20 protein-coding genes are annotated in these 18,619 nt (G+C 68.2%); 14 read left to right on the plus strand and 6 right to left on the minus strand.

The features are described 5' to 3' along the window. The first annotated feature begins 11 nt into the window (after positions 1 to 11). The 4 genes from ACFY1E_RS07750 to ACFY1E_RS07765 all read left to right on the plus strand — a co-directional run bounded on the left by ACFY1E_RS07750 (position 12) and on the right by ACFY1E_RS07765 (position 5,098). Complete coding sequence (locus ACFY1E_RS07750; RefSeq protein WP_389072689.1) at positions 12 to 344, plus strand: hypothetical protein; 333 nt, start codon at positions 12 to 14, stop codon at positions 342 to 344. Next, positions 337 to 1,539 carry a M23 family metallopeptidase gene (locus ACFY1E_RS07755; protein ID WP_389072691.1) on the plus strand — a complete coding sequence of 401 codons (1,203 nt, stop codon included), beginning with the start codon at positions 337 to 339 and terminating at the stop codon, positions 1,537 to 1,539. Before ACFY1E_RS07750 ends, ACFY1E_RS07755 begins: the two co-directional genes overlap by 8 nt. Before the next feature lie 125 nt (positions 1,540 to 1,664). Beyond that, complete coding sequence (locus ACFY1E_RS07760; RefSeq protein ID WP_389072694.1) at positions 1,665 to 3,653, plus strand: protease pro-enzyme activation domain-containing protein; 1,989 nt, start codon at positions 1,665 to 1,667, stop codon at positions 3,651 to 3,653. After that, positions 3,650 to 5,098 (plus strand): phytoene desaturase family protein, encoded by a 1,449-nt coding sequence (locus ACFY1E_RS07765; protein WP_389072696.1) that lies wholly within the window; start codon positions 3,650 to 3,652, stop codon positions 5,096 to 5,098. The genes ACFY1E_RS07760 and ACFY1E_RS07765 overlap by 4 nt, the downstream gene beginning before the upstream one ends. Positions 5,099 to 5,267: 169 nt before the next feature. On the opposite strand, the gene ACFY1E_RS07770 is transcribed toward ACFY1E_RS07765, so the two are convergent. Together ACFY1E_RS07770 and ACFY1E_RS07775 are read right to left on the minus strand one after the other, a co-directional pair. Next, positions 5,268 to 5,441, minus strand: coding sequence for a type I restriction enzyme endonuclease domain-containing protein (locus tag ACFY1E_RS07770; protein ID WP_389073362.1), 174 nt, complete (start codon positions 5,439 to 5,441; stop codon positions 5,268 to 5,270). After that, a complete protein-coding gene (locus tag ACFY1E_RS07775) occupies positions 5,368 to 5,616 on the minus strand; it encodes a hypothetical protein (protein WP_389073386.1) in 249 nt (82 codons plus the stop codon). The genes ACFY1E_RS07770 and ACFY1E_RS07775 overlap by 74 nt, the downstream gene beginning before the upstream one ends. Before the next feature lie 155 nt (positions 5,617 to 5,771). Between ACFY1E_RS07775 and ACFY1E_RS07780 the strand changes: the two genes are divergently transcribed. Continuing rightward, the gene (locus ACFY1E_RS07780; RefSeq protein ID WP_389072698.1) at positions 5,772 to 6,533 is read left to right on the plus strand and encodes a hypothetical protein; all 762 of its coding nucleotides are present in this window, start codon (positions 5,772 to 5,774) and stop codon (positions 6,531 to 6,533) included. Between the two features lie 317 nt (positions 6,534 to 6,850). Here ACFY1E_RS07780 and ACFY1E_RS07785 read toward each other — a convergent pair whose 3' ends face one another. Beyond that, positions 6,851 to 7,807 carry a hypothetical protein gene (locus ACFY1E_RS07785; RefSeq protein WP_389072700.1) on the minus strand — a complete coding sequence of 319 codons (957 nt, stop codon included), beginning with the start codon at positions 7,805 to 7,807 and terminating at the stop codon, positions 6,851 to 6,853. Positions 7,808 to 8,105: 298 nt separating this feature from the next. Between ACFY1E_RS07785 and ACFY1E_RS07790 the strand changes: the two genes are divergently transcribed. Together ACFY1E_RS07790 and ACFY1E_RS07795 are read left to right on the plus strand one after the other, a co-directional pair. Next, positions 8,106 to 8,597 (plus strand): DUF4365 domain-containing protein, encoded by a 492-nt coding sequence (locus ACFY1E_RS07790; RefSeq protein WP_389072702.1) that lies wholly within the window; start codon positions 8,106 to 8,108, stop codon positions 8,595 to 8,597. Next, complete coding sequence (locus tag ACFY1E_RS07795) at positions 8,590 to 9,825, plus strand: hypothetical protein (protein ID WP_389072704.1); 1,236 nt, start codon at positions 8,590 to 8,592, stop codon at positions 9,823 to 9,825. Before ACFY1E_RS07790 ends, ACFY1E_RS07795 begins: the two co-directional genes overlap by 8 nt. 72 nt (positions 9,826 to 9,897) lie before the next feature. On the opposite strand, the gene ACFY1E_RS07800 is transcribed toward ACFY1E_RS07795, so the two are convergent. Together ACFY1E_RS07800 and ACFY1E_RS07805 are read right to left on the minus strand one after the other, a co-directional pair. After that, positions 9,898 to 10,359: a hypothetical protein gene (locus ACFY1E_RS07800; protein WP_389072706.1), complete on the minus strand. Its 462-nt coding sequence runs from the start codon at positions 10,357 to 10,359 to the stop codon at positions 9,898 to 9,900. 86 nt (positions 10,360 to 10,445) lie between these two features. Continuing rightward, positions 10,446 to 10,898: a hypothetical protein gene (locus tag ACFY1E_RS07805; protein ID WP_389072708.1), complete on the minus strand. Its 453-nt coding sequence runs from the start codon at positions 10,896 to 10,898 to the stop codon at positions 10,446 to 10,448. Between the two features lie 165 nt (positions 10,899 to 11,063). On the opposite strand from ACFY1E_RS07805, the gene ACFY1E_RS07810 reads away from it, so the two are divergent. Then, positions 11,064 to 12,152 (plus strand): TniQ family protein, encoded by a 1,089-nt coding sequence (locus tag ACFY1E_RS07810; protein ID WP_389072710.1) that lies wholly within the window; start codon positions 11,064 to 11,066, stop codon positions 12,150 to 12,152. A 377-nt stretch (positions 12,153 to 12,529) separates the two neighbouring features. On the opposite strand, the gene ACFY1E_RS07815 is transcribed toward ACFY1E_RS07810, so the two are convergent. Further along, a complete protein-coding gene (locus ACFY1E_RS07815) occupies positions 12,530 to 13,216 on the minus strand; it encodes a TetR/AcrR family transcriptional regulator (RefSeq protein ID WP_389072713.1) in 687 nt (228 codons plus the stop codon). A 170-nt stretch (positions 13,217 to 13,386) separates the two neighbouring features. Here ACFY1E_RS07815 and ACFY1E_RS07820 point away from each other — a divergent pair, with 170 nt between their 5' ends. From ACFY1E_RS07820 to ACFY1E_RS07845, 6 genes are all read left to right on the plus strand, one after another. Continuing rightward, on the plus strand, positions 13,387 to 14,592 hold the full coding sequence (locus tag ACFY1E_RS07820) for a cytochrome P450 (RefSeq protein WP_389072714.1): 1,206 nt from the start codon (positions 13,387 to 13,389) through the stop codon (positions 14,590 to 14,592). A 46-nt stretch (positions 14,593 to 14,638) separates the two neighbouring features. Next, positions 14,639 to 14,836 (plus strand): ferredoxin, encoded by a 198-nt coding sequence (locus ACFY1E_RS07825; protein ID WP_030944786.1) that lies wholly within the window; start codon positions 14,639 to 14,641, stop codon positions 14,834 to 14,836. Beyond that, a complete protein-coding gene (locus tag ACFY1E_RS07830) occupies positions 14,833 to 16,056 on the plus strand; it encodes an NAD(P)/FAD-dependent oxidoreductase (protein WP_389072717.1) in 1,224 nt (407 codons plus the stop codon). Before ACFY1E_RS07825 ends, ACFY1E_RS07830 begins: the two co-directional genes overlap by 4 nt. Then, positions 16,053 to 16,958: an SDR family NAD(P)-dependent oxidoreductase gene (locus ACFY1E_RS07835; protein ID WP_389072719.1), complete on the plus strand. Its 906-nt coding sequence runs from the start codon at positions 16,053 to 16,055 to the stop codon at positions 16,956 to 16,958. The genes ACFY1E_RS07830 and ACFY1E_RS07835 overlap by 4 nt, the downstream gene beginning before the upstream one ends. 70 nt (positions 16,959 to 17,028) lie before the next feature. Then, entirely contained in the window at positions 17,029 to 18,006 is a 978-nt protein-coding gene (locus ACFY1E_RS07840; RefSeq protein ID WP_389072722.1) for a zinc-binding alcohol dehydrogenase family protein, read from the plus strand. A gap of 90 nt (positions 18,007 to 18,096) precedes the next feature. After that, positions 18,097 to 18,543: an SRPBCC family protein gene (locus ACFY1E_RS07845; RefSeq protein ID WP_389072723.1), complete on the plus strand. Its 447-nt coding sequence runs from the start codon at positions 18,097 to 18,099 to the stop codon at positions 18,541 to 18,543. The last annotated feature ends 76 nt before the right edge of the window (positions 18,544 to 18,619 follow it).

Below are 18,619 nucleotides of genomic sequence, written 5' to 3' on the forward strand. Positions count from 1 at the left end.
GCAACGCCTACGTGGGCACCGCCGTCTGCTACTTCACGATCGCCGTCGAACTCGCGCTGCCCTTCGCGATCCTGTCCGCCCGTCCATGGGTCCGGAAGGCCAACACCCTGGCCCTGGAGGCCATGCACGTGGGCATCATGGTCTGCATGGGACTGGTGTGCTTCGGCCTGCTGATGATCGGTGCGGACTGCACCTGCCTGCGCGATGACGACTACCGGTCGCTCGCCCGGCGCCTGCGGACCCTCAAGGAGCGTCTGCTGCCCCGTGGTTGGTCACCGCTGCCCGCGCGCGGCATGAGCCCCGTGGCGATCGCGGCCGGACAGGACGGGGTGGCCGATGCGTGACACCGTCAGGGAACCGGCGGGCGGCACCGGCTCGCAAGGCGCGGCAGCGGATGCCCTGTACCGGTTCCTCACCGCCGGGCGCGCCGACCGGGAGCGCCTCGCGCCGCGCGTGGTCGCCGCCGTGGGACGCGAGCGGCTCGACGAGATCGTGGACGCCGCCCTCGCACGCGTCGGCGAGGTCACCGGCGTGCACGACAGCCCCGAGGGACTGGTGATCGGCGGCACTCGGGGGCGCGCCCTCGCCTTCGCCGCCACCGCGGACGGCCGGACGCTCGACCATCTCCTGATCGCCCCCGGCACGTACCGCCCCTCACTCCCGGGCCTCGCCCGGCTGCGCCCGGCCCTGCTGTGGACCGTGCTGGTGGCACTGTTCGTCGTGCGGATCGACGCCTGCTGGGAGGCCCCCTCCCAGGTCGCGTGGTGCGGGCGCCTGCTCGTCGTCGCGGTCGGGTACCTGGTCGTCGAGGGCTGGCGGGCCCCCGCCCTGATGCCGTGGTGGGCCCGCCGGCCGCTGGAAGCGGGGGCCCTCGCGGCCCTCGCCTCCGCCTGGCGGCTGCCGGAGCTGCCCGCGCCGGGCGGCGCCGGCGAGCTGGTCGGGGGGGCCTGCCTGGTCGCCGTCCTCGGCGTACTGCTGGTCCGGGCACGACGCCACCGCTGGGGAACAGCCGTCTCCCGGCCGCTCGTCTTCCCTTTGCGGGGCGGCAGTTGGTACATCGCGCAGGGCGGAGGGCGCGGCCTCAACCACCATTTCGCCTTCCCCGAGCAGCGTGGCGCCCTGGACGTGGTCCAGGTCGGCCCCGGCGGTACGCGGGGGCGCTCCCAGGGCGTGAACGAGAGCTACCTCGTGTACGGGCAGCCCGTGCACGCCCCCTGCGACGGTACGGTCGTCGCCGCCGCCGACCACATCGCCGACCAGGAACCCGGCACCATCCGCTACCAGCCCGCCTACGGCAACCACGTGTGGATCGACACCGGCGCCGAACTCGTCAAGCTCGCCCACCTGCGCCCCGGCACCGTGACCGTGGCCAAGGGCGACACCGTGCGCGCCGGGCAGGTGCTCGGCGAGGTCGGCAACTCGGGCAACAGCACCGAGCCGCACCTGCACATCCACGCCGAACGCGACGGCGTCGGCCTCGACCTGGAGTTCGAGGGGGTCCCGGGCCCACTGTGCCGGGGCCGGACCGTCCGCTCGTAGACCACACCACGCCCTTCATCACGGCAGGCAGCCCGCCGGCCCGCACGGACGACGTGCCCGGGCCCCGGGCCGCCTCGTCACGTCCTGCGCGTCCTCGGCACCCCCTCACCAGAAGGTCTTCACCCGTGCCCCTCCATGCCCCCATACGCCCGCTGCGCCGTCTGCGCGGCTCGGTGGTCGCGGCTTCCTGTGCCGCCCTGCTGTGCACCGCCGGATTCCTGCCCACCGCCCACGCCGCCGACCGGCATCCGCTCATGGGATCCCGGCCCGCCTACGCGACGCCGGCCGCCGACGCGGGACCAGTGCCCGGCGACCGCCGCGTCAGCGCAAGGCTCTACCTCAACTCCCGTGACCCGCGAGGCCTGGCGGCGTTCCTGCGCGATGTCACCGACCCCCGCAGCCCGCACTACCGGCACTTCCTCACCCCCGCGCAGTACCAGCGCCGCTTCGGCCCGGCCGAGCGTCAGATCCAGACCGTCACGGCATGGCTGGCCAGGTCCGGGTTCACCGTCACCGGCCGCACCCCCCACTATCTGAGAATCGGGGGCCCCGCCCGCGCCGTCCGGCAGGCCTTCGGCACGAGCCTGCATCGCTACCGCACCGGACGCGACACCATCGCCGCTCCCTCGGCCGACCTCAGCGTGCCCGCCTCCCTCGGCTCCGCCGTACTCGGTGTCACCGGCCTGTCCCTCCCCGGCGCGGCCCGCCCGCTGTCCACCCCGGCGACCGCCCTCGACGTACCCGCCGACGGTCCCGTCTGCTCCGGCCACTTCGGGCAGAAGCCCGCCACGAACTTGCCTGAGGCATACGGCAGAACCTCCACCTACGCGCCCTGCCCCTACACCCCCGCCCAGCTGCGCCACGCCTACGGCGCCGACGGCAGGGGCAGCGCCACCGGCCGCGGCGCCACCATCGCCGTCGTCGACGCCTACGGATCGCCGGACATGGCCGCCGACACGGCCCGCTACGCCCGCGCCACCGGCGACCGTCCTTTCCGGCCGGGCCAGTACCGCGAGCACGTCACCCCCTCCCAGTGGCAGATCGGCGACGCGTGCGCGCCTCCGCGCACCTGGGCCGGCGAACAGGCTCTCGACATCGACCTCGCCCACGGCCTCGCCCCGGACGCGAACGTCCTCTACGTCGGCGCGAACTCCTGCCTCGACAACGACCTGATGGACGTCGAGTCGTATCTCATCGACGGCCGCCGGGCGGACGTCATCTCGAACTCCTGGGCCGAGATCATCCACTCCGACCCGGGGCATCTCACCCCTGCTCTGGTCGCCGCGTGGAACCTGCTGTTCCAACAGGCCGCCGCCGAAGGCATCGGGGTCTACTTCGCGGCGGGTGACTGCGGCGACTCCTCGCCCAAGGCAGCTCAGACCGGCGTCAACTGCGACCCGAAGACCACCCGTGCCCAGGCCGACTTCCCCAGCGGCTCCCCGTGGGTCACCTCGGTCGGCGGCACCACCCTCGCCCTGGACCGGCACGGCGACTACGCCTGGGAGACCAGCATGGGCGACGAGTTGTCCATCCGCACCGACAAGGGCAAGGGACCCTGGGGGCCCATACCCGGCGTCTTCGCCTTCGGCGGCGGAGGAGGCGCGAGCGACTTCCCGCAGCCCTGGTACCAGCGCGACCGCGGCACCGGCGACACCGGGCACCGCACGACTCCCGACGTCGCGATGGAGGGTGACGGGGCACTGCCCGTACTGGTCGGGTTCACCGACGCCGGAACCTTCCACCTCATCGGATTCGGCGGCACATCGGCGGCGACCCCCGCCTTCGCCGCCCTGCAGGCCGACGCGGAACAAGCCTCCGGGCACCGGATCGGCTTCGCCAACCCGCTCCTGTACGCACTCTCCGCTTCCCGCACCCACGTCTTCCACGACGTCACCGACCGGCCCGCGAACGCCGGATCTTCACCCCTGACCGTGGTCCGCGACGAGGGCCCCGACACCGACACCTCCACCGGCGCCCAGCGCTACGTCCTCTACACGCTCGGCCATGACTTCGGCCTGCCCGCACACCGCGGCTACGACGACGCTACGGGCCTGGGCTCCCCCACCCCGGGATACCTGCACTGGTTCCAGCACACCAAGGGCGTCCTGCGGTGACCGCCGACGCCATCGTCGTGGGAGCGGGGCCAAACGGTCTCGCGGGCGCCGTCACGCTCGCCCAGGCGGGCCTTTCCGTGACCGTCGTGGAAGCCGCCGCCACCATCGGCGGCGGGACACGCAGCGGCGAGGTCACCGTGCCCGGCCTGCTCCACGACCACTGCGCCGCGGTGCATCCCATGGCCGTCGCATCACCCTACCTGCGCACGCTCGGCCTCGAACGCCACGGACTGCGCTGGGAGCACGCCGAGACCGCCCTCGCCCACCCCCTCGACGGCGGCCACGCGGCCGTGCTCCAACGCGATCTGGCCGCGACCGTGCGCGGTCTCGGCGTCGACGGCCCGGCCTGGCGGCGTCTCTTCTCACCCCTTACCGCCCACTACGAGGCCCTGAGCGAAGACCTCATGCGCCCCTTGGCGCGGCTTCCCCGGCACCCCGTCCTGACGGGCAGGTTCGGGCTTCTGGCGGCCCAACCTGCGCAGTGGACCCTGCGCCGCTGGCGGACCCGAGCGGCCCGTGCCCTGTTCGCAGGGATCGCCGCCCATGCGCTACAGCCGCTCGCCGCCCCAGGCAGCTCCGCCATCGGACTCATGCTCACCGCCGCCGCGCACCGGCACGGCTGGCCCGTCGCCCGTGGGGGCTCTCAGGCCATCGCCCACGCGCTCGCCGCCCGTCTCGTCGAACTCGGCGGCACCATCGAAACGGGCACCCCCGTTCGTTCCCTGGGAGACCTTCCCCCCGCCCGCACGATCCTGCTCGACCTGGCGCCCCGCGCGGCAGCGCGGGTGTGCGGTCCGCGTCTTCCCGCCCGCATCCGACGCGCCTACACCGGCTACCGGCACGGGCCCGCCGCGTACAAGGTCGACCTGGCGGTGGAGGGAGGCGTGCCATGGCGTGCCGAGGTGTGCCGCAAGGCGGGCACCGTCCACCTCGGCGGAACCGCTGAGGAGATCGCGGAGGCCGAACAGGCGGTGTCCCGCGGGCTGATGCCCCGGCGTCCCTTCGTTCTGGTCGCCCAGCAGTACCTCGCTGACCCCGGGCGTTCGGTCGGCGACATCCACCCCGTCTGGGCATATGCGCACGTCCCGCACGGCTACGGCGGAGACGCGACGGCCGCCGTCCTGGACCGGATCGAGCAGTACGCCCCCGGACTGCGCGAGCGCGTGGTCGGCCTGTCCACCCGCTCCCCGGTCCAGTTGGAGGCATACAACCCCAACTACGTCGGCGGAGACATCCTCACCGGCGCCAACTCACTCGCCTCGCTCGCATTCCGCCCACGCCCTGCCCTCGACCCGTACGCAACGGGCATCCCTGGCGTCTACCTGTGCTCGGCGGCGACGCCACCGGGCGCGGGCGTGCACGGCATGTGCGGCCACAATGCCGCGAGATCGGCACTGCGAGAACTCGGCCTGACCGTGGCCCCGCTGGCCTCCCCGTCACCCTGAGAGGCCGATTCGCCGCGCTGATCTGTCTCGTCGGCGCTACCAAGACACTTTCATCCGTGTCCCCCCGGGCCGCGGCATCCACCTTCCCCTCGTCGACCCGGAGCCCAGCCCAGCGGGCCCGGTCTCCCGGCGTGGCGAAGCCGTGGCCATGAAGTGTTCGGAGTCAGCGTCAGCTCTCCGGGGCACCCTTCGTGGACCACTCGTTGGCGAAGTGCTCCATCTGCTTCAAGGCCAGGTTGATGGCCTTGGGGGTCTGATCCGGCGGGTAGTTACGGCGAGCCAGGAGACTCTTGGTGGCGCTGCGCAGGCGGCACCCCGATGAGCAACCTCTGACCGGCCGCATCGAGACCAACGCGCTGAAGATCAAGCCCACCACCCGGGCCGGGGTGATGCTCTCCGGCGGCGGCTACCAGGGCAAGACCGAATGCGTCTGCGAGATCGCCGCCGCTTTCGAGCAACGGTGGCTCGCTCTCCACGACGTCAACGCCGATGCCCGCCAGGGCGGACGCGATCTGCATGTCCCGGTCGCCTACGTCCAGACCCACGGATGCATGTCCGGCGCCAGGCTTGTCGCCGTTCACGGAAGGGGCCCAGCCGAGTCGTTCAAGCACTCGCCGGCGACCGTCTCTACAACGACCAGCAGGCCGAGAACTTCCAGCTCCCTATCCGGGCCATGGGCTTCAAGCCGGTGTACGACTACGCCAAGGACCAGCTCGGCTCCAAGGACGAGTACGAGGGTGCCCAACTCGTCGAGGGCAACTGGTACTGCCCCTCCATGCCCGAGCACCTCGTCAACGCCACCGCCGACCTCATCGCCGAGCGCATCGACAAACAGATGTGGATCGAGCGCACCCGTCAGCGCACCCAGTACCTGTTCTTGCCCAAGCAGGCCGCCGATGCCGAAGGCCACCGCCGCATGATGTGCCCCGCCCAGGCAGGCCGTGTCCAGTGCCCCCTCAAACCCCACACCCTGGGCAAAGGCGTCCACCTCACCCTCGTCGACGTCCTGCCCAGCCCGGTCGAGCCGCACGCCGTATGCAAGAGCGGCAGCGTGACATTCCCGCCCGAAGCCGGCGCCCAGCTCTGGCAGCCCCTGCAGCACGGACGCGAACACTGGCAGCGCATCTACTTCCGCCTTCGCAACTCAGTCGAAGGCGTCAACGGCTTCGGCAAGGACCCGCTCTACGAACACTTCGAGTCCGGCGGCACCCGCCGCATCCGTGGCATCGCCGCCCAGACCCTCCTGCTCGCCTTCCAACTCGGCCACGCCAACCGCCGGAAACTCACCGCCTGGGCCGACGCCATCGCCCTCAATGGCGACCGTCCCCGACGCCGCCCCACCCGACGCCGCAAGACGAGGCCCCTGGGCGACTGGACTCCGAAGGGCTACGTCACCAAAACGGACAAAAGAACCGAGAATGAACCAGACCAGTGAGGTATGACACACACTGAAACCCAGCTGAAGATCCACAACGCCACAAAGGACTGCCCGGCGGCCCATCAGCCGCCGGGCAGTTCTGCATGTAAGAACCATCACACCGTCGCCCACTTGCCCGGGCATGCAGAAACGGGCTGATCGTTTTCACGGTCAGCCCGTTTCGTCGGTGCTACCAGGACACTTTCATCGGTGTCCCCTGGTGGGGAACCGACGGAATGCGCTGGTCAGGCACGATGTACGGACCCGTGAAGATCGTTTCCCGCGATGTCGCTGATCATTTCCCACAGACCTGACCAGGGGCCTTCGACGAGGTCTCACGATTGCGACCCAGTGCCGTCACTGCTGCTCGATCCGCTCGCCTGTAGGCGCAGAGCCAGCACTGTCATGTAGCCGAGCAGTGCCACGAGGCCAGCCATGAACAGACCAAAGACAGTACCCGCCATCGTGCTGGTCAGGTCTTTCGGCACCGTACTCATGATGTACAGCGGGATCACCACACCGACCACCGTAAAGAAACTCAGAGTGAGGAGACCGAGGACGAGCCCCTTCGGTCTGACCACGGCCTCCCGGGCCTGCCTCAGCCGCGTGACCTCACCCTCGAGATCTTCCAGCTGCTGCTGCGCCCGCCCCTCCTGGGCTTTCAGCGCATCTCGTCGCATGCCGCGCTGCAACATCAGCGTGTCAGACAGACTCGCCCTGGGCAGCATGGGTGGAAGATGGCTAAGGCCAAGTCCGGGCAAGTTCCGGCTCCTCACCGGAGGCATAGTGAGTAGCGCGAACTTGATCTCCCATGCCTCCTCGATCTTGATCTGAAGCTCGGGGTGGCTCCGCCGGAAGTCCTCCCAATCGGAGCGGTCAGACACTTCGTCGGAGGACAGCAACGCCCTGCAGCTCTCCTCGGCCCGCGCCAACTCCTCGGCAACCACAGCGGCGTAGCGTTCGATTTCCGTGTCCGAAAGAGCCGAGGGCCATCCCACCTCGCGCAGTCCAGCGGCGTCGACCACGCCGTTACTGACAGCCACGATCACCTTTCTGCTGAAGAAGCTGTCAAGATCAAAGTGCAGCCGTTTCCGGTGTGCTTCCGCAGCCCGTGTCTTCACGACCTCGAGTCGCGCCTCAGCATCGGTCAGCACGCGTTGGGCTCCCTCCTGCTCGGAGCTCAGAGTCACGAACCTGGCGACGAGAAGACCGCCCACGATGGCGACAAGGGCTGAACTGGCGGTCGTGATCGTGGACAGAAATGGGGCCGGATCCGTCAGCTCGCTTGGCATGGCGAACAAGCTACGCCGTTTGGGCGACAGCGATGCCCCAGGCTGCGGCACTGTGACCTGCGAGGGACATCCTCGTCTGAGCCGATCGCGGAACGCCGGACGCCAGCAGCTCCATTCGTTGGGCCGAGCCGTTGTCAGTACCGGCCGCTACCTTCTGATATGTGGCCTCCATGGCCGCCGGCACAGGCAAGGCCGTATCCTGCGCTCCGGCGAACACGACGGGGGGAGGTCGCCTGTGGCAGAGACCGTGAAGCAGGGACGAACGCAGCCAGTGTCTGCGCCCACCTTCACGTCCTGCATGGAGCAGCTCCAGGAGGGCTACGTGCAAAGCGTCGCCGCCACCGCAGGCTGCCTGTTCATCAGGCAGGAGCGAGACATGTTCGGCATGGACGCCATGCTGGTGCGTCCATCCGCCGATCCTTCAGGGGAAGAAACCAGCTTCTACGTCCAGCTCAAGAGCACCACTATGGTGGCGCCCAGCGCAGACGCAGAGGACTTCAGCTACCGCTTCAACAAGCGGGAGTACATGACCCGGCTCGCCGCGCCGCGACGAACCGTGAAGGCAATCCTGATCGTCATGGCGGTGCCTCCTGGGCAGGCTGACTGGACGGATGCCCAGCATTCCCATCTCGCCGTCAAGCAGGCCTGCTACTGGATCTGCCTGGAGGGGTATGAAGTCCCCGAGGTCCAGAAGCCTTCAGTGAAGGTCCCCACGGCCAATCTGTTTGACGCACAGGCACTGACCACCATCATGGGGAAAATCGAGAGGGGTGAGCCGTTCCATGACTGACCTTTCATCGACTGAACTCGATCTTTGGCGCCTCGACCCTGATCGACTCACCTCCCTCCTCGTCGAAGCAGGGTGGCAAATCGTCGGTCGGCGATCAGGCATCTACAACCGTCTGGCTCCACCTGGCGAGAGCGAGGGCCGCCTGGGATCGTTCGTCATCCCTCTGGACCGCGAAGCGCCAGAATTCGTCGAACTTATGCAGCATGTCCTTCGTCAGGCGAGCGCACCTACTTACCGAAGCCTGTGGGCGAGGAGTATTGCCCCAAGACTTTTCACTGATCCAACTGACGAGTTCAGCTTCCGTAAGGAATCAGCCGCACCCAGCGGTCTGATCGCATGGCGCGAAGGTGAGCGTCTTATCTCCTCGGCGCGGAAGACCCTCGTCGCGGGGGCGAAGTCCTACATGGCCCCTGACCGCCACTTCGGAAACAAGCATGGCCAGTTCGCCAATCGATATCTTGATTCAGTGTTGATGGGCCAGACGGAACCCGGGAGCTACATCGTCAAGGCATTTGCACCCTCGGCCTCAACAGTGCCGATGCGTAAGACGTCTGAACCAGTAATCGACGTTGGTGCTGCAGCAGGAGTGTTCTCACGGGATATCAGCCAATCAGTCGTGCGAGCACTGGAAGCCACAGTAGAAGCAATCCACCACTACCGAACAAGCGGATCTCTTGCTGGCTTCGACGAAGGCGTTCGACACGGTGTCTCCTACGAGATGGCGACCGCCATTCTCGGCATCACAGAAAACTCCGACGGCTCCGACATCACAATTGAGTGGGACACTTCAGTACCAGGAGAAGTGGAAGATCAAGTCTCACGCTACGAATTTTCCGGCGGAGACACCCCCATCCTGGAGAAAGCAGCACACAGGCTGGCCGCTGCAGAGCATTCGACCTTCACATCAATAATTGGACGCGTACACCTTCTCGCCCGGAAGGAAGCCGACAGTCCGGGCGTATTTGGAGTCGAAAACCTACAAGGCAATCAACCCAAAAAGGTGCGAGTTCGACTTGCTGATGACGACGAGTATCATGAGGCCATTCGAGCCTATGACGAGAACCTCGCTGTTCAGGTGAGCGGAAACCTAGAAAGAGAGGGAAATCTGCACTGGCTGTACAATGCGAATCTGGTACGCACTGTAGGCCCGCTGGAGCAATTCACCACTCAGCGACCTAGCGAGTCGAGGCACGTCAAAGGACAGATAAGCCTGGATGATCTCGACTGAGTGGGATTTTGAGGTGCTGAGCCGTGGAGCCAGGGTGGAAGCTCACACATGCCGCGGGATCGACATCCGGGATCATCCTTCGATCCGCTGCGCAGCCGCACCGGTGACCTCCTCGGCGCTGTAGGCGCGCAGCAGTTCGTTGAGTCGGCACTCCAGTTGTGCTCGTCGCGTGGAACGATCACGTGCCAGAGCCTGCGCAATCGCCTGCTCCAAGTAGGCCTCTGGAGTTTGTTGCTCGACTGCCGCCAACCTCTGGAGCAGCTCCTGGACCTCCTTGCTCATGGGGATGCTCATGAGGTACTTACCGTCGGGCCCCGGAAAGAGGCTGCAGAGCACGTCGATGGGGAGCGCGTCCTCCAACCGTTTCCAGATCTTTCTCACGGCCCGGCGCTCGTTCTTGGCGGTCACCAGTACTACGAGCCGTTTCCGATCGCCCGCAGCAGCCATCAACAGGCCGCCTTCCTGCTGTGCGACCTTGAGTTCGGCCGCTTCAATGGTGCGGGTCAGCGTGATTTCGATGGCGTGGACAGTCACTGCTTGTTCTCCTGCTGTGGGTTCGGTCGTACGAGGTGCCGGGCACTGGCCGTCACGATGTCCGGGCCAAGGTCCGAGTCAGGCCCCTACTCGAGCGAGATCTCTCCGTCCGGCAGCCATCCGTCCCAGTAGCCGTCCATGAAGTCGAGCAGTTCAGCGGGCTCGACGAGGGCACGAGTCGACCGCAGCTCGGCCGTCGTCCACCAGCAGGCTTCGGGGGCGAACGCGAATCGGACGGCCGACGGCCAGCTTTCCGCTGCGGGACGCACCACGACGACGTACTGCACGCCTTTTGACGAGTCTTCGCGGGAGAGCCGGCCGATGAGCGGCGAGATACGAAGCGCGGGCAGATGAACGACCCGCCGCAGATGACGGGTTGCCGCGCGAGAGCTGGTCTCGCCAGGGCGCATAGGGATCGTCGGCAGGGTCCAGCAGATTTCACCGTCAGGGGCAGACGGGATCAGGAGGAGCATGCGTTTCGGGGAGTCGATGACGACGGGACGTACTACGTCGTGGCCATCCGAATGGATGTCGTTCATGTCCCATCACTTCCGTCTTGTTATTCGAATAACACCCTCAAGCGTCTCAATGGGTGACGCGCAAGACGAGAAGCGCGTAAACGAGGCTGTCCCCTGGTCACCCACATCAGTGGTCCGCCCTCAAGCCACGGTTCGATAGAGCGCCCCTGTCACAGGATTCGCGTCGTGAGTACTGCGAAGAAGACGGCGCAGAAGCGTCGCCCACCGCACCGCACCCTGACTGCCCCAGGGCCTCAGCCGATTCCCGGCGAGTCACTGTCCAGCTGGATCGGTGAACTCGCCCATCAACAGGATTTCGAGATGAAGCCGCTGCTTCGGGAACTTTATCTCGACAGGCTCGGCGGGCTCTCTGCAGGCGAAATGCGGTTGTCCGATCCTGTGGTTCGGCGGATGGAGAAGCTGACAGGGATTGGCGCTGAGGGCCTGCACGCGATGACTCTCGCGCGCTATGCCGGCAATGCGCTACCGCATCTACCGCTGCTCTCATCTGACGGTCTGGCGGTTCAGCAGTGGCACAAGGGGGCGTGGATCCATCACTCGGAGGCACGCTGGTGCACAAAGTGCCTACGGGCCAATGAAGGTTCGCGCTGGCTCCTGCGCTGGAAGCTGCTTCCCTGGTCGTTCGCATGCGTTGATCACGGTGTGTACATGGTGACTGAATGCCAGGCCTGCTGGGCCACCGTCCGCTTCCAGCATGACGCCCCACCTGGGCGAACCTGCGAGAACTGGACCGACGAGGGCGAATGGACTCACGATCTCGGGGAGCCTTGTGGTTTCCCGCTCAGGATGTGCCAGCCCGTGCCGGTCAGTGACGACTCTGTTCTGGCCTTGCAGGCGCGGGTCAACACGTGGCTCGATGGAACGCCCACGCATGAGGACAGGCATCTCGTGGCACTCGCGGCCGTGCTGATCCCGCTCTTGTCTCCGACGATGGTGCGCCGCGGTGATCCCCTCCTGCGATATGCGGTGCGCTCGCCCAGGGGCACGACCCAACGCCAGAGGAAAGGCAGAAGGCCGTGGACCGACTCACTTCGAGTGGCGGCAGCGGTGTACACCGCTAACGATTTTCTGAACCACGGCTACTCCGCCAGCGAGGTCGCTGAATGGATCGCCGACCTCCGCCTCCTCGACCACCGCCGCAGGCCATGGCACATGGATGTCACGGAGCTGGCGTACGGGCCTTCACTCCGGCCCAATCCCTACGTTGAGCCGCTGGTGCACCGCGGGCTGATCACTGTTGGCCGCTGGCTCTAACGACGGCATCCACCACGACCTGCGCATTCGCCGAGAACCGGTAGTTGTGGCTGGAGGCCGCCAGAGCGGTCCGGAGGCTTCGAGTGATGCGCGGCGGGCTTCGGCCCGGGTGCGGGCGTGTGGTGGTCCTGGTCGTAGTGGAGGTGGAAGCCCTGGCACATGGCACGGAGATTGGCGGGGTCGCAGTTCTCCGGCGTGTGGTCGAGGTGCGCGGTGGTCAGGACGACCTTGGAGCCGGTGCCGTACGCGGGCTGTCCGTTGAGGTTGGGGCAGCGGCCGGTGTGGGTGCCGGATCGGTGAACGAACCCCCTGCTCGTGGTGTAGCTCCGGCCGATTCGAGCGGTAGCCCCGCTTCAGCGGCGTCCGGTGCGACGTTCTCAACTGCCTCGCTTGCTGTGTGCGGCGTCGAGCGTCGGGGTTGATGGCTGAGGGGCCGGTATGGGCAGCAGCCGGTGCAGCAATGACTGTTCCAGTTCGATCAGGATGTCTTCGCTGCTGGTGTGGTGACCGGGCAGGGTGTGCCAGAGGACCAGTTGGCCGTGCAGGGCGGTCCACAGGTGGATGCCGACGGTCTCCGCTTCCGGTCGGCGGGCGGGCGCGATCGCCGCCAGATAGGTGTCCACGGCGTGGGTCCATGCCTGGAGCACGGTGCCGAGGGGGGTGTCGGCGGAGGGCTGACGCTCGGGTTCGTATTCCAGGCTGAACATCAGCCGGTACCGGCGGGGCTTGTCGATGGCGAATCTGCGGTAGGCGGCGGTGGTGGCCCCTATCCGCTCCCACGGGGCGGCGCCGGCTGCGGCGGCCGTTTCGCCGGCCTCGCCCATCGCTGCGGCCAGCGCCCGGTAGGCGGCGTCGAGCACTGTGGCGACCAGTTCGGTCTTGTCCTTGAAGTGCAGATAGACGCTGGGCGCGGAGATGCCGACCTCGCGGGCCACTCCTCGCAGGGAGAGCGCGTCCTCGCGTCCCGTCTCCTCCAGGATGCGGGTCGCCGCGTCGAGGATCTCCTGCCGTAGCCGTTCCCCCTCGCCCCGCACATTGGGCACCCGTCTGACCTGCTGCTTCATGGCCACCTCCTCGCTGTGTGCACCCTATCTGCCCGCCCGGGCCCCCTACCCGTACGGGCGGCGCCGCAGAGGCGGAAACAGAGGATGGGGCTCCACATCTTTCGACTAACGGTGTTAGTCTACCGAACAGAACACCTAACGCTGTTAGTTGATGGTGGAGAGGAACAGCTATGCCCTCGTCTGCGTCCGTCCCCGCGTTCGAACTCGCCCGTCCGAAGGACGCGCCTCTTGATCCTCCGCCCCTGTATGCCGAACTGCGGACGGAGCGCCCGGTCACCCGGGTCTCCCTGTGGGAGGGGCAACTCAGCCCGTGGCTCGTGACCCGCTGGGAGGACGCCCGGGCGGTGCTCGGTAGCCCGGCGTTCAGCTCCGACCCGTCCCGGCCCGGTGCGCCCAACTTCAAGCCAGGCGCCCCGCAGCCCCCGCGCGGCTTCTTCCAGGGCCATGACGACCCCGTGCACGCCCTGATGCGACGCACCCTGACCCGGGAGTTCATGGTCAAACGTATCGACGCGCTGCGTCCGGCCATCGCCCGTCTGACCGACGAGCTCCTCGGTGACCTCACGGGGCGGCCGGGCCCGGCCGATTTCGTGGAGCGCTTCGCGCTGCCGTTGCCCTCCCTGGTGATCTGCGAACTGCTGGGCGTCCCGTACGAGGACCACCCCTTTTTCCAGCGGCACTCGAAGGTCATCGTCGACCTGACCGCCACGGCGGAGGAGACCACCCGTGCGCAGCAGGCCCTGGCCACGTATCTGCTGGAACTCGTGCGGACCAAGCACACGACGCCTGGCGACGATCTGGTCACTCGGCTCGCCGAGCAGGTCGGCGCCGGTGTCATCACCGAGCAGGACGCGGCCGACCTGAGCTCCTTCCTGCTGTTCGCCGGGCACGAGACGACGGCGAACATGATCGCGCTGAGCACCATCACCCTGCTGCACCATCCCGAGCAGATCCCGTACGTGCTCGGCGATCAGGACCAGGTGGCAGGTGCGGTCGAGGAGTTGCTGCGTCACATCTCGATCGTGCACGGCGGGCTGCGCCGTACGGCCGTGGAGGACGTCACCATCGGCGGCGTCACCATCCGCGCCGGCGAGGGTGTGATCGTCCCGGTCGGAGTCGTCAACCGCGACCCGGAGATCTTCGCCGCCCCCGACGACCTCGACCTGCAACGTGCCGACGCCCGCCAGCACCTGGCCTTCGGCTACGGCATCCACCAGTGCCTCGGCCAGCCGCTGGCCCGCGCCGAACTCCAGATAGTCCTGCCGGAACTCTTCCGCCGGCTCCCCGGCCTGAAGGTCGCCGTGCCGATGCAGGACATCGCTTTCAAGCGGGATTCCATCGTCTACGGCGTCCACGAACTGCCCGTCACCTGGTGACCCGCACCCGTTTACCCCCCACCGCCCCCCACAGGGAAGAACCGTCATGCGTGTAGAAGTCGACGTTCCCAAGTGCGTCGCCTCGGGCCAGTGCGTCATGCTCGCCCCCGACGTCTTCGACCAGCGGGACGAGGACGGCATGGTCGTCCTCCTCGACGCCGCCCCGCCCGCCGAACTCCACGACGCCGTCCGTGAATCGGCCACCGTGTGCCCCGCGGCCGCCATCCGCCTGGGAGAGTCATGACGACGGGCACGGCCGGTGAGCCGGCCGGCGCACCGGGCCGCGTCGTCATCGTCGGCGCCTCCGCAGCGGGTCTCGCCGCCGGCGAAACCCTGCGCCGGTCGGGTCACACCGGCACCATCACGCTCATCGGCGACGAGGCCACCGCTCCCTATGACCGGCCGCCGCTGTCGAAGGAAATCCTCCGCGGCGCCTGGACACCGGACCGGCTGCCCTTGCGTACCGAGGCCGAACTCAACGCCCTCGGCCTGGACACCCGTTACGGCCGCGAGGCCATCGCAGTGGACCTCGCCGCCCGGACGGTGCTGCTGTCCGACGGCAGCGAGGTGGCGTACGACGGACTGGTCGTGGCCACCGGAGTCCGCCCCCGGCTGATGCCCGGCACCCCGGCCCACACTCTGCGCACCCTGGACGACGCCCTCGCCCTCAAGGACCGCCTCGGCCCGGGCCGCAGCCTGGCCGTGGTCGGCGCCGGGTTCCTGGGCGCCGAGGCCGCGGCGGTGGCGGCCGCTTCGGGCACCCGTGTGACCCTCATCGAACCCGCGCCCGTCCCACTGGCTCACGCGGTCGGCGAGGACATCGGCCGCATCCTCGCCCAGGCCCACCTCGAGCACGGCGTGGACCTGCGCACCGGGACAGGGGTCACCGAGGTCGTCTCCGGCGGCGTACGGCTGGCCGACGGCAGAACGGTCGAGGCCGAGACGGTGCTGGTGGCCGTCGGCTCCCGGCCCAACACCGAGTGGCTGACCGGCAGCGGCCTCGCCCTCGACGACGGACTGGTCTGCGACGAGTTTTGTGCCGCCGCACCCGGCGTGTACGGCGCGGGCGACGTGGCCCGCTGGCACAACCCGCTCTTCGACACCTCGATGCGCGTCGAGCACCGCACCAACGCCACCGAACAGGGCATGGCCGCCGCCCGTAACCTCCTGGGCGCCAGGCGGCCCTTCGCACCCGTCCCTTATTTCTGGTCCGACCAGTACGACATGAAGATCCGTGCCTACGGCTACCTGCGCGGTCACGACGAGGTACGGATAGTCGAAGGCAGCCTGGCGGAACGCAAGTTCACCGCGGTCTACCGCTCCGGCGACCGGCTCACCGGTGTCCTGGCCGTCGGCATGCCACCCAGGCGCATCCGTGGCTGGCAGCAGGCCATAGCTGCCCGCACCCCGTGGCGCGACGCTCTCTCGAACCCCCCGTCCGTCCCCGTAGGAGGGGCGGCATGAGCGGCACCACCGGTCCGGAAGGCTTCGACGCGACCGGCGCCGACGGGATCCTGAAACAAGAACAGGAGACACACATGACCGAGAAGGTCTGGTTCATGACCGGTTGCTCACGCGGCTTCGGCCGGCTGTGGGCGGAGGCCGCGCTGCAGCGGGGCGACAAGGTCGCCGCGACCGCGCGCGACGAGAGCCGGCTCAAGTCGCTGGCCGCGGCGTACCCCGACTCCTTGCTGGTCCTGCCGCTGGACGTCACCCGGCGCGGCGCCGTGTTCGACGCCGTGGCCGCCGCCCACGACCACTTCGGGCGGCTCGACGTGATCGTCAACAACGCCGGTCACGGCCTGCGCGGTGCCGTCGAGGAGGTCCAGGAGGCCGATGTCCGGGAGCTGCTCGACACCAACCTGCTCGGGGCGCTCTGGGTGACGCAGGCGGCGCTTCCCTTCCTTCGCGCGCAGGGAGGCGGCCACGTCCTGGCGGTGTCCAGCCAGGGCGGACTGATGGGTGAGGCGACCCTCGGTCTGTACAACGCCTCCAAGTGGGCGCTGGAAGGGATGATGGAGGCCCTGTCGAAGGAGGTCGCCCACCTCGGCATCAAGGTCACCATCATCGAACCCGGGCCCTACGCCACCGAGTTCGCGTCCCCCGCCTCCCTCAAGGCGTCACCCGAGAACCCCGCCTACGACGAGGCCCGCCAGGCCCTGTACGCGGACTTCGACCCCGCGGCCGTCGGCGACCCCGCCGCCACGCCGCCGGCCGTGCTGGCGGCGGTCGACGCCGCCGAGCCGCCGCTCCGGCTGATTCTGGGCAAGTCGGCCCTGCCCAAGGTCCGCAGCCACTACGACGCGCGCCTGTCCACCTGGGACGCATGGGCCGCCGTCTCCGAGCGCGCCCACGGCCACCCGTAGTTGATCGAGCCGGCATTCGCCGCAGGGCGTTGCCCCCTGCCGTCCCACCCCCCAAGAAAGGCCCTGAAGAGTGAAGGCAGCTGTCTACCGCCGCAACGGCGGCCCCGAAGTGCTGAGTTACGAGGATGTGCCGGACCCCGTCCCCGCCACCGACGAGGTTCTGATCAGGACGGAGGCCATCAGCATCGAGGGCGGCGACCTGATGTGCCGTCTCCTTATACCCCCTCCGGCGGACGGGGTCGTCATCGGTTACAGCAGTGCCGGTGAGGTCGTGGCGGTGGGCTCCGCGGTCACGGGCCTGGAGGTCGGCCAGAAGGTCTGCGCCTTCGGGCAGGCCCATGGACTGCCGGCCGGCTCCCATGCCGAACTGCGCGTCGTACGCCCGGAGCACTGCTGGGCGCTGCCGGACGGTTTCGATCCGAAGGCGGCGGCCTTGGTGCCGGTCACCTTCTCGACCGCCTACGAAGCGCTGTTCGAGCGCGGCCGTCTCACGAGCGGCGACACCGTGCTGGTGCAAGGGGCGGCCAGCGGGGTCGGGCTGGCGGCGATGCAGCTCGCCAAGAAGGCGGGTGCCCGTGTGATCGGGAGCGCGTCGAACCCGGCGCGGTTCGAGGAACTGCGTCGTTACGGCCTCGACGAGGGAATCGACTACCGAGGCGAGAACGTCCGTGACCGTGTCCTGGCCCTGACCGGCGGGCGTGGTGTCGATCTGGCAGTCGACTGCGTGGGCGGCCCGCTGCTCCAGCAGCTGATCGAGGCCACCCGTCACGGCGGGCACATCGTCCCGCTGGGCACGGCTTCCCGCGAAGAGAGCACGGTCGACGTCGTGAGCCTGATCCGCAGCAACACGACGCTCCACGGCGTAGGGCTCGCCTCCCTGCTCCATGAGCCCCGGGTCCACGCGTACATGGCGGACCTCATCCGCCGCATCGCGGACGGCGAACTGGAAGCCGTGATCGACCGCGTCTTCCCCCTGGCCGACGCCGCGGCCGCGCACCACTACGCCGAGCAGCGCGGCCGGATCGGCCGGGTCGTGATGGTGCCCTGACGTTCCCAGCGAGCACCAGCCGCCGCACCAGCCCGGGCCGGTGATGGCCCGCATTGCAGCAGACGATCAGAAGAGAGAAGGAGAAATATCATGACCTTGCTCATGGAAGTTCGCTACGAAGAAGCCGGCGTGAGCTCGGTGACGGTCGATGTCGTCGTGGAGGCCAGCGCGGAGTTCGCCTGGGATGCCGTGCGCGATGTCTATGCGGTGGACACCCGGCTCATCCCGGGATTCGCGCTCCACGTGGAAAAGGGACCGGACAGCAGGACGGTGACGTTCGCCGATGACATGAAGATCACCGAGCGCATCGTCGAAGTCGACGATGACGCCCGGAAGCTCACCTACCAAGCGACCGAGGGCGGGCCGCTGACACACCACCTGGGGTCACAGAGCGTGCGGGAGGACGAGGAGGGAGTCCATCTCGTCTGGACGACCGAGTTCGCACCCGCGTCGGTCGTCGACTACGCCACCAGCACCATGCGGACCACCGTGGGACTCATGAAGAAGACGATCGAAACGGCGTTCGCCGATCGGTGAGACCCCTCCTGACCACCTCCGGGCAGGCCGCCCGCCCGGAGGTGCGCGCCGCGGAGTACGACAGGTACGGCGGTCC

The sequence above is a fragment of the Streptomyces sp. NPDC001604 genome, assembly GCF_042893475.1.
In the GTDB taxonomy this organism is placed as follows: Bacteria; Actinomycetota; Actinomycetes; order Streptomycetales; family Streptomycetaceae; genus Streptomyces.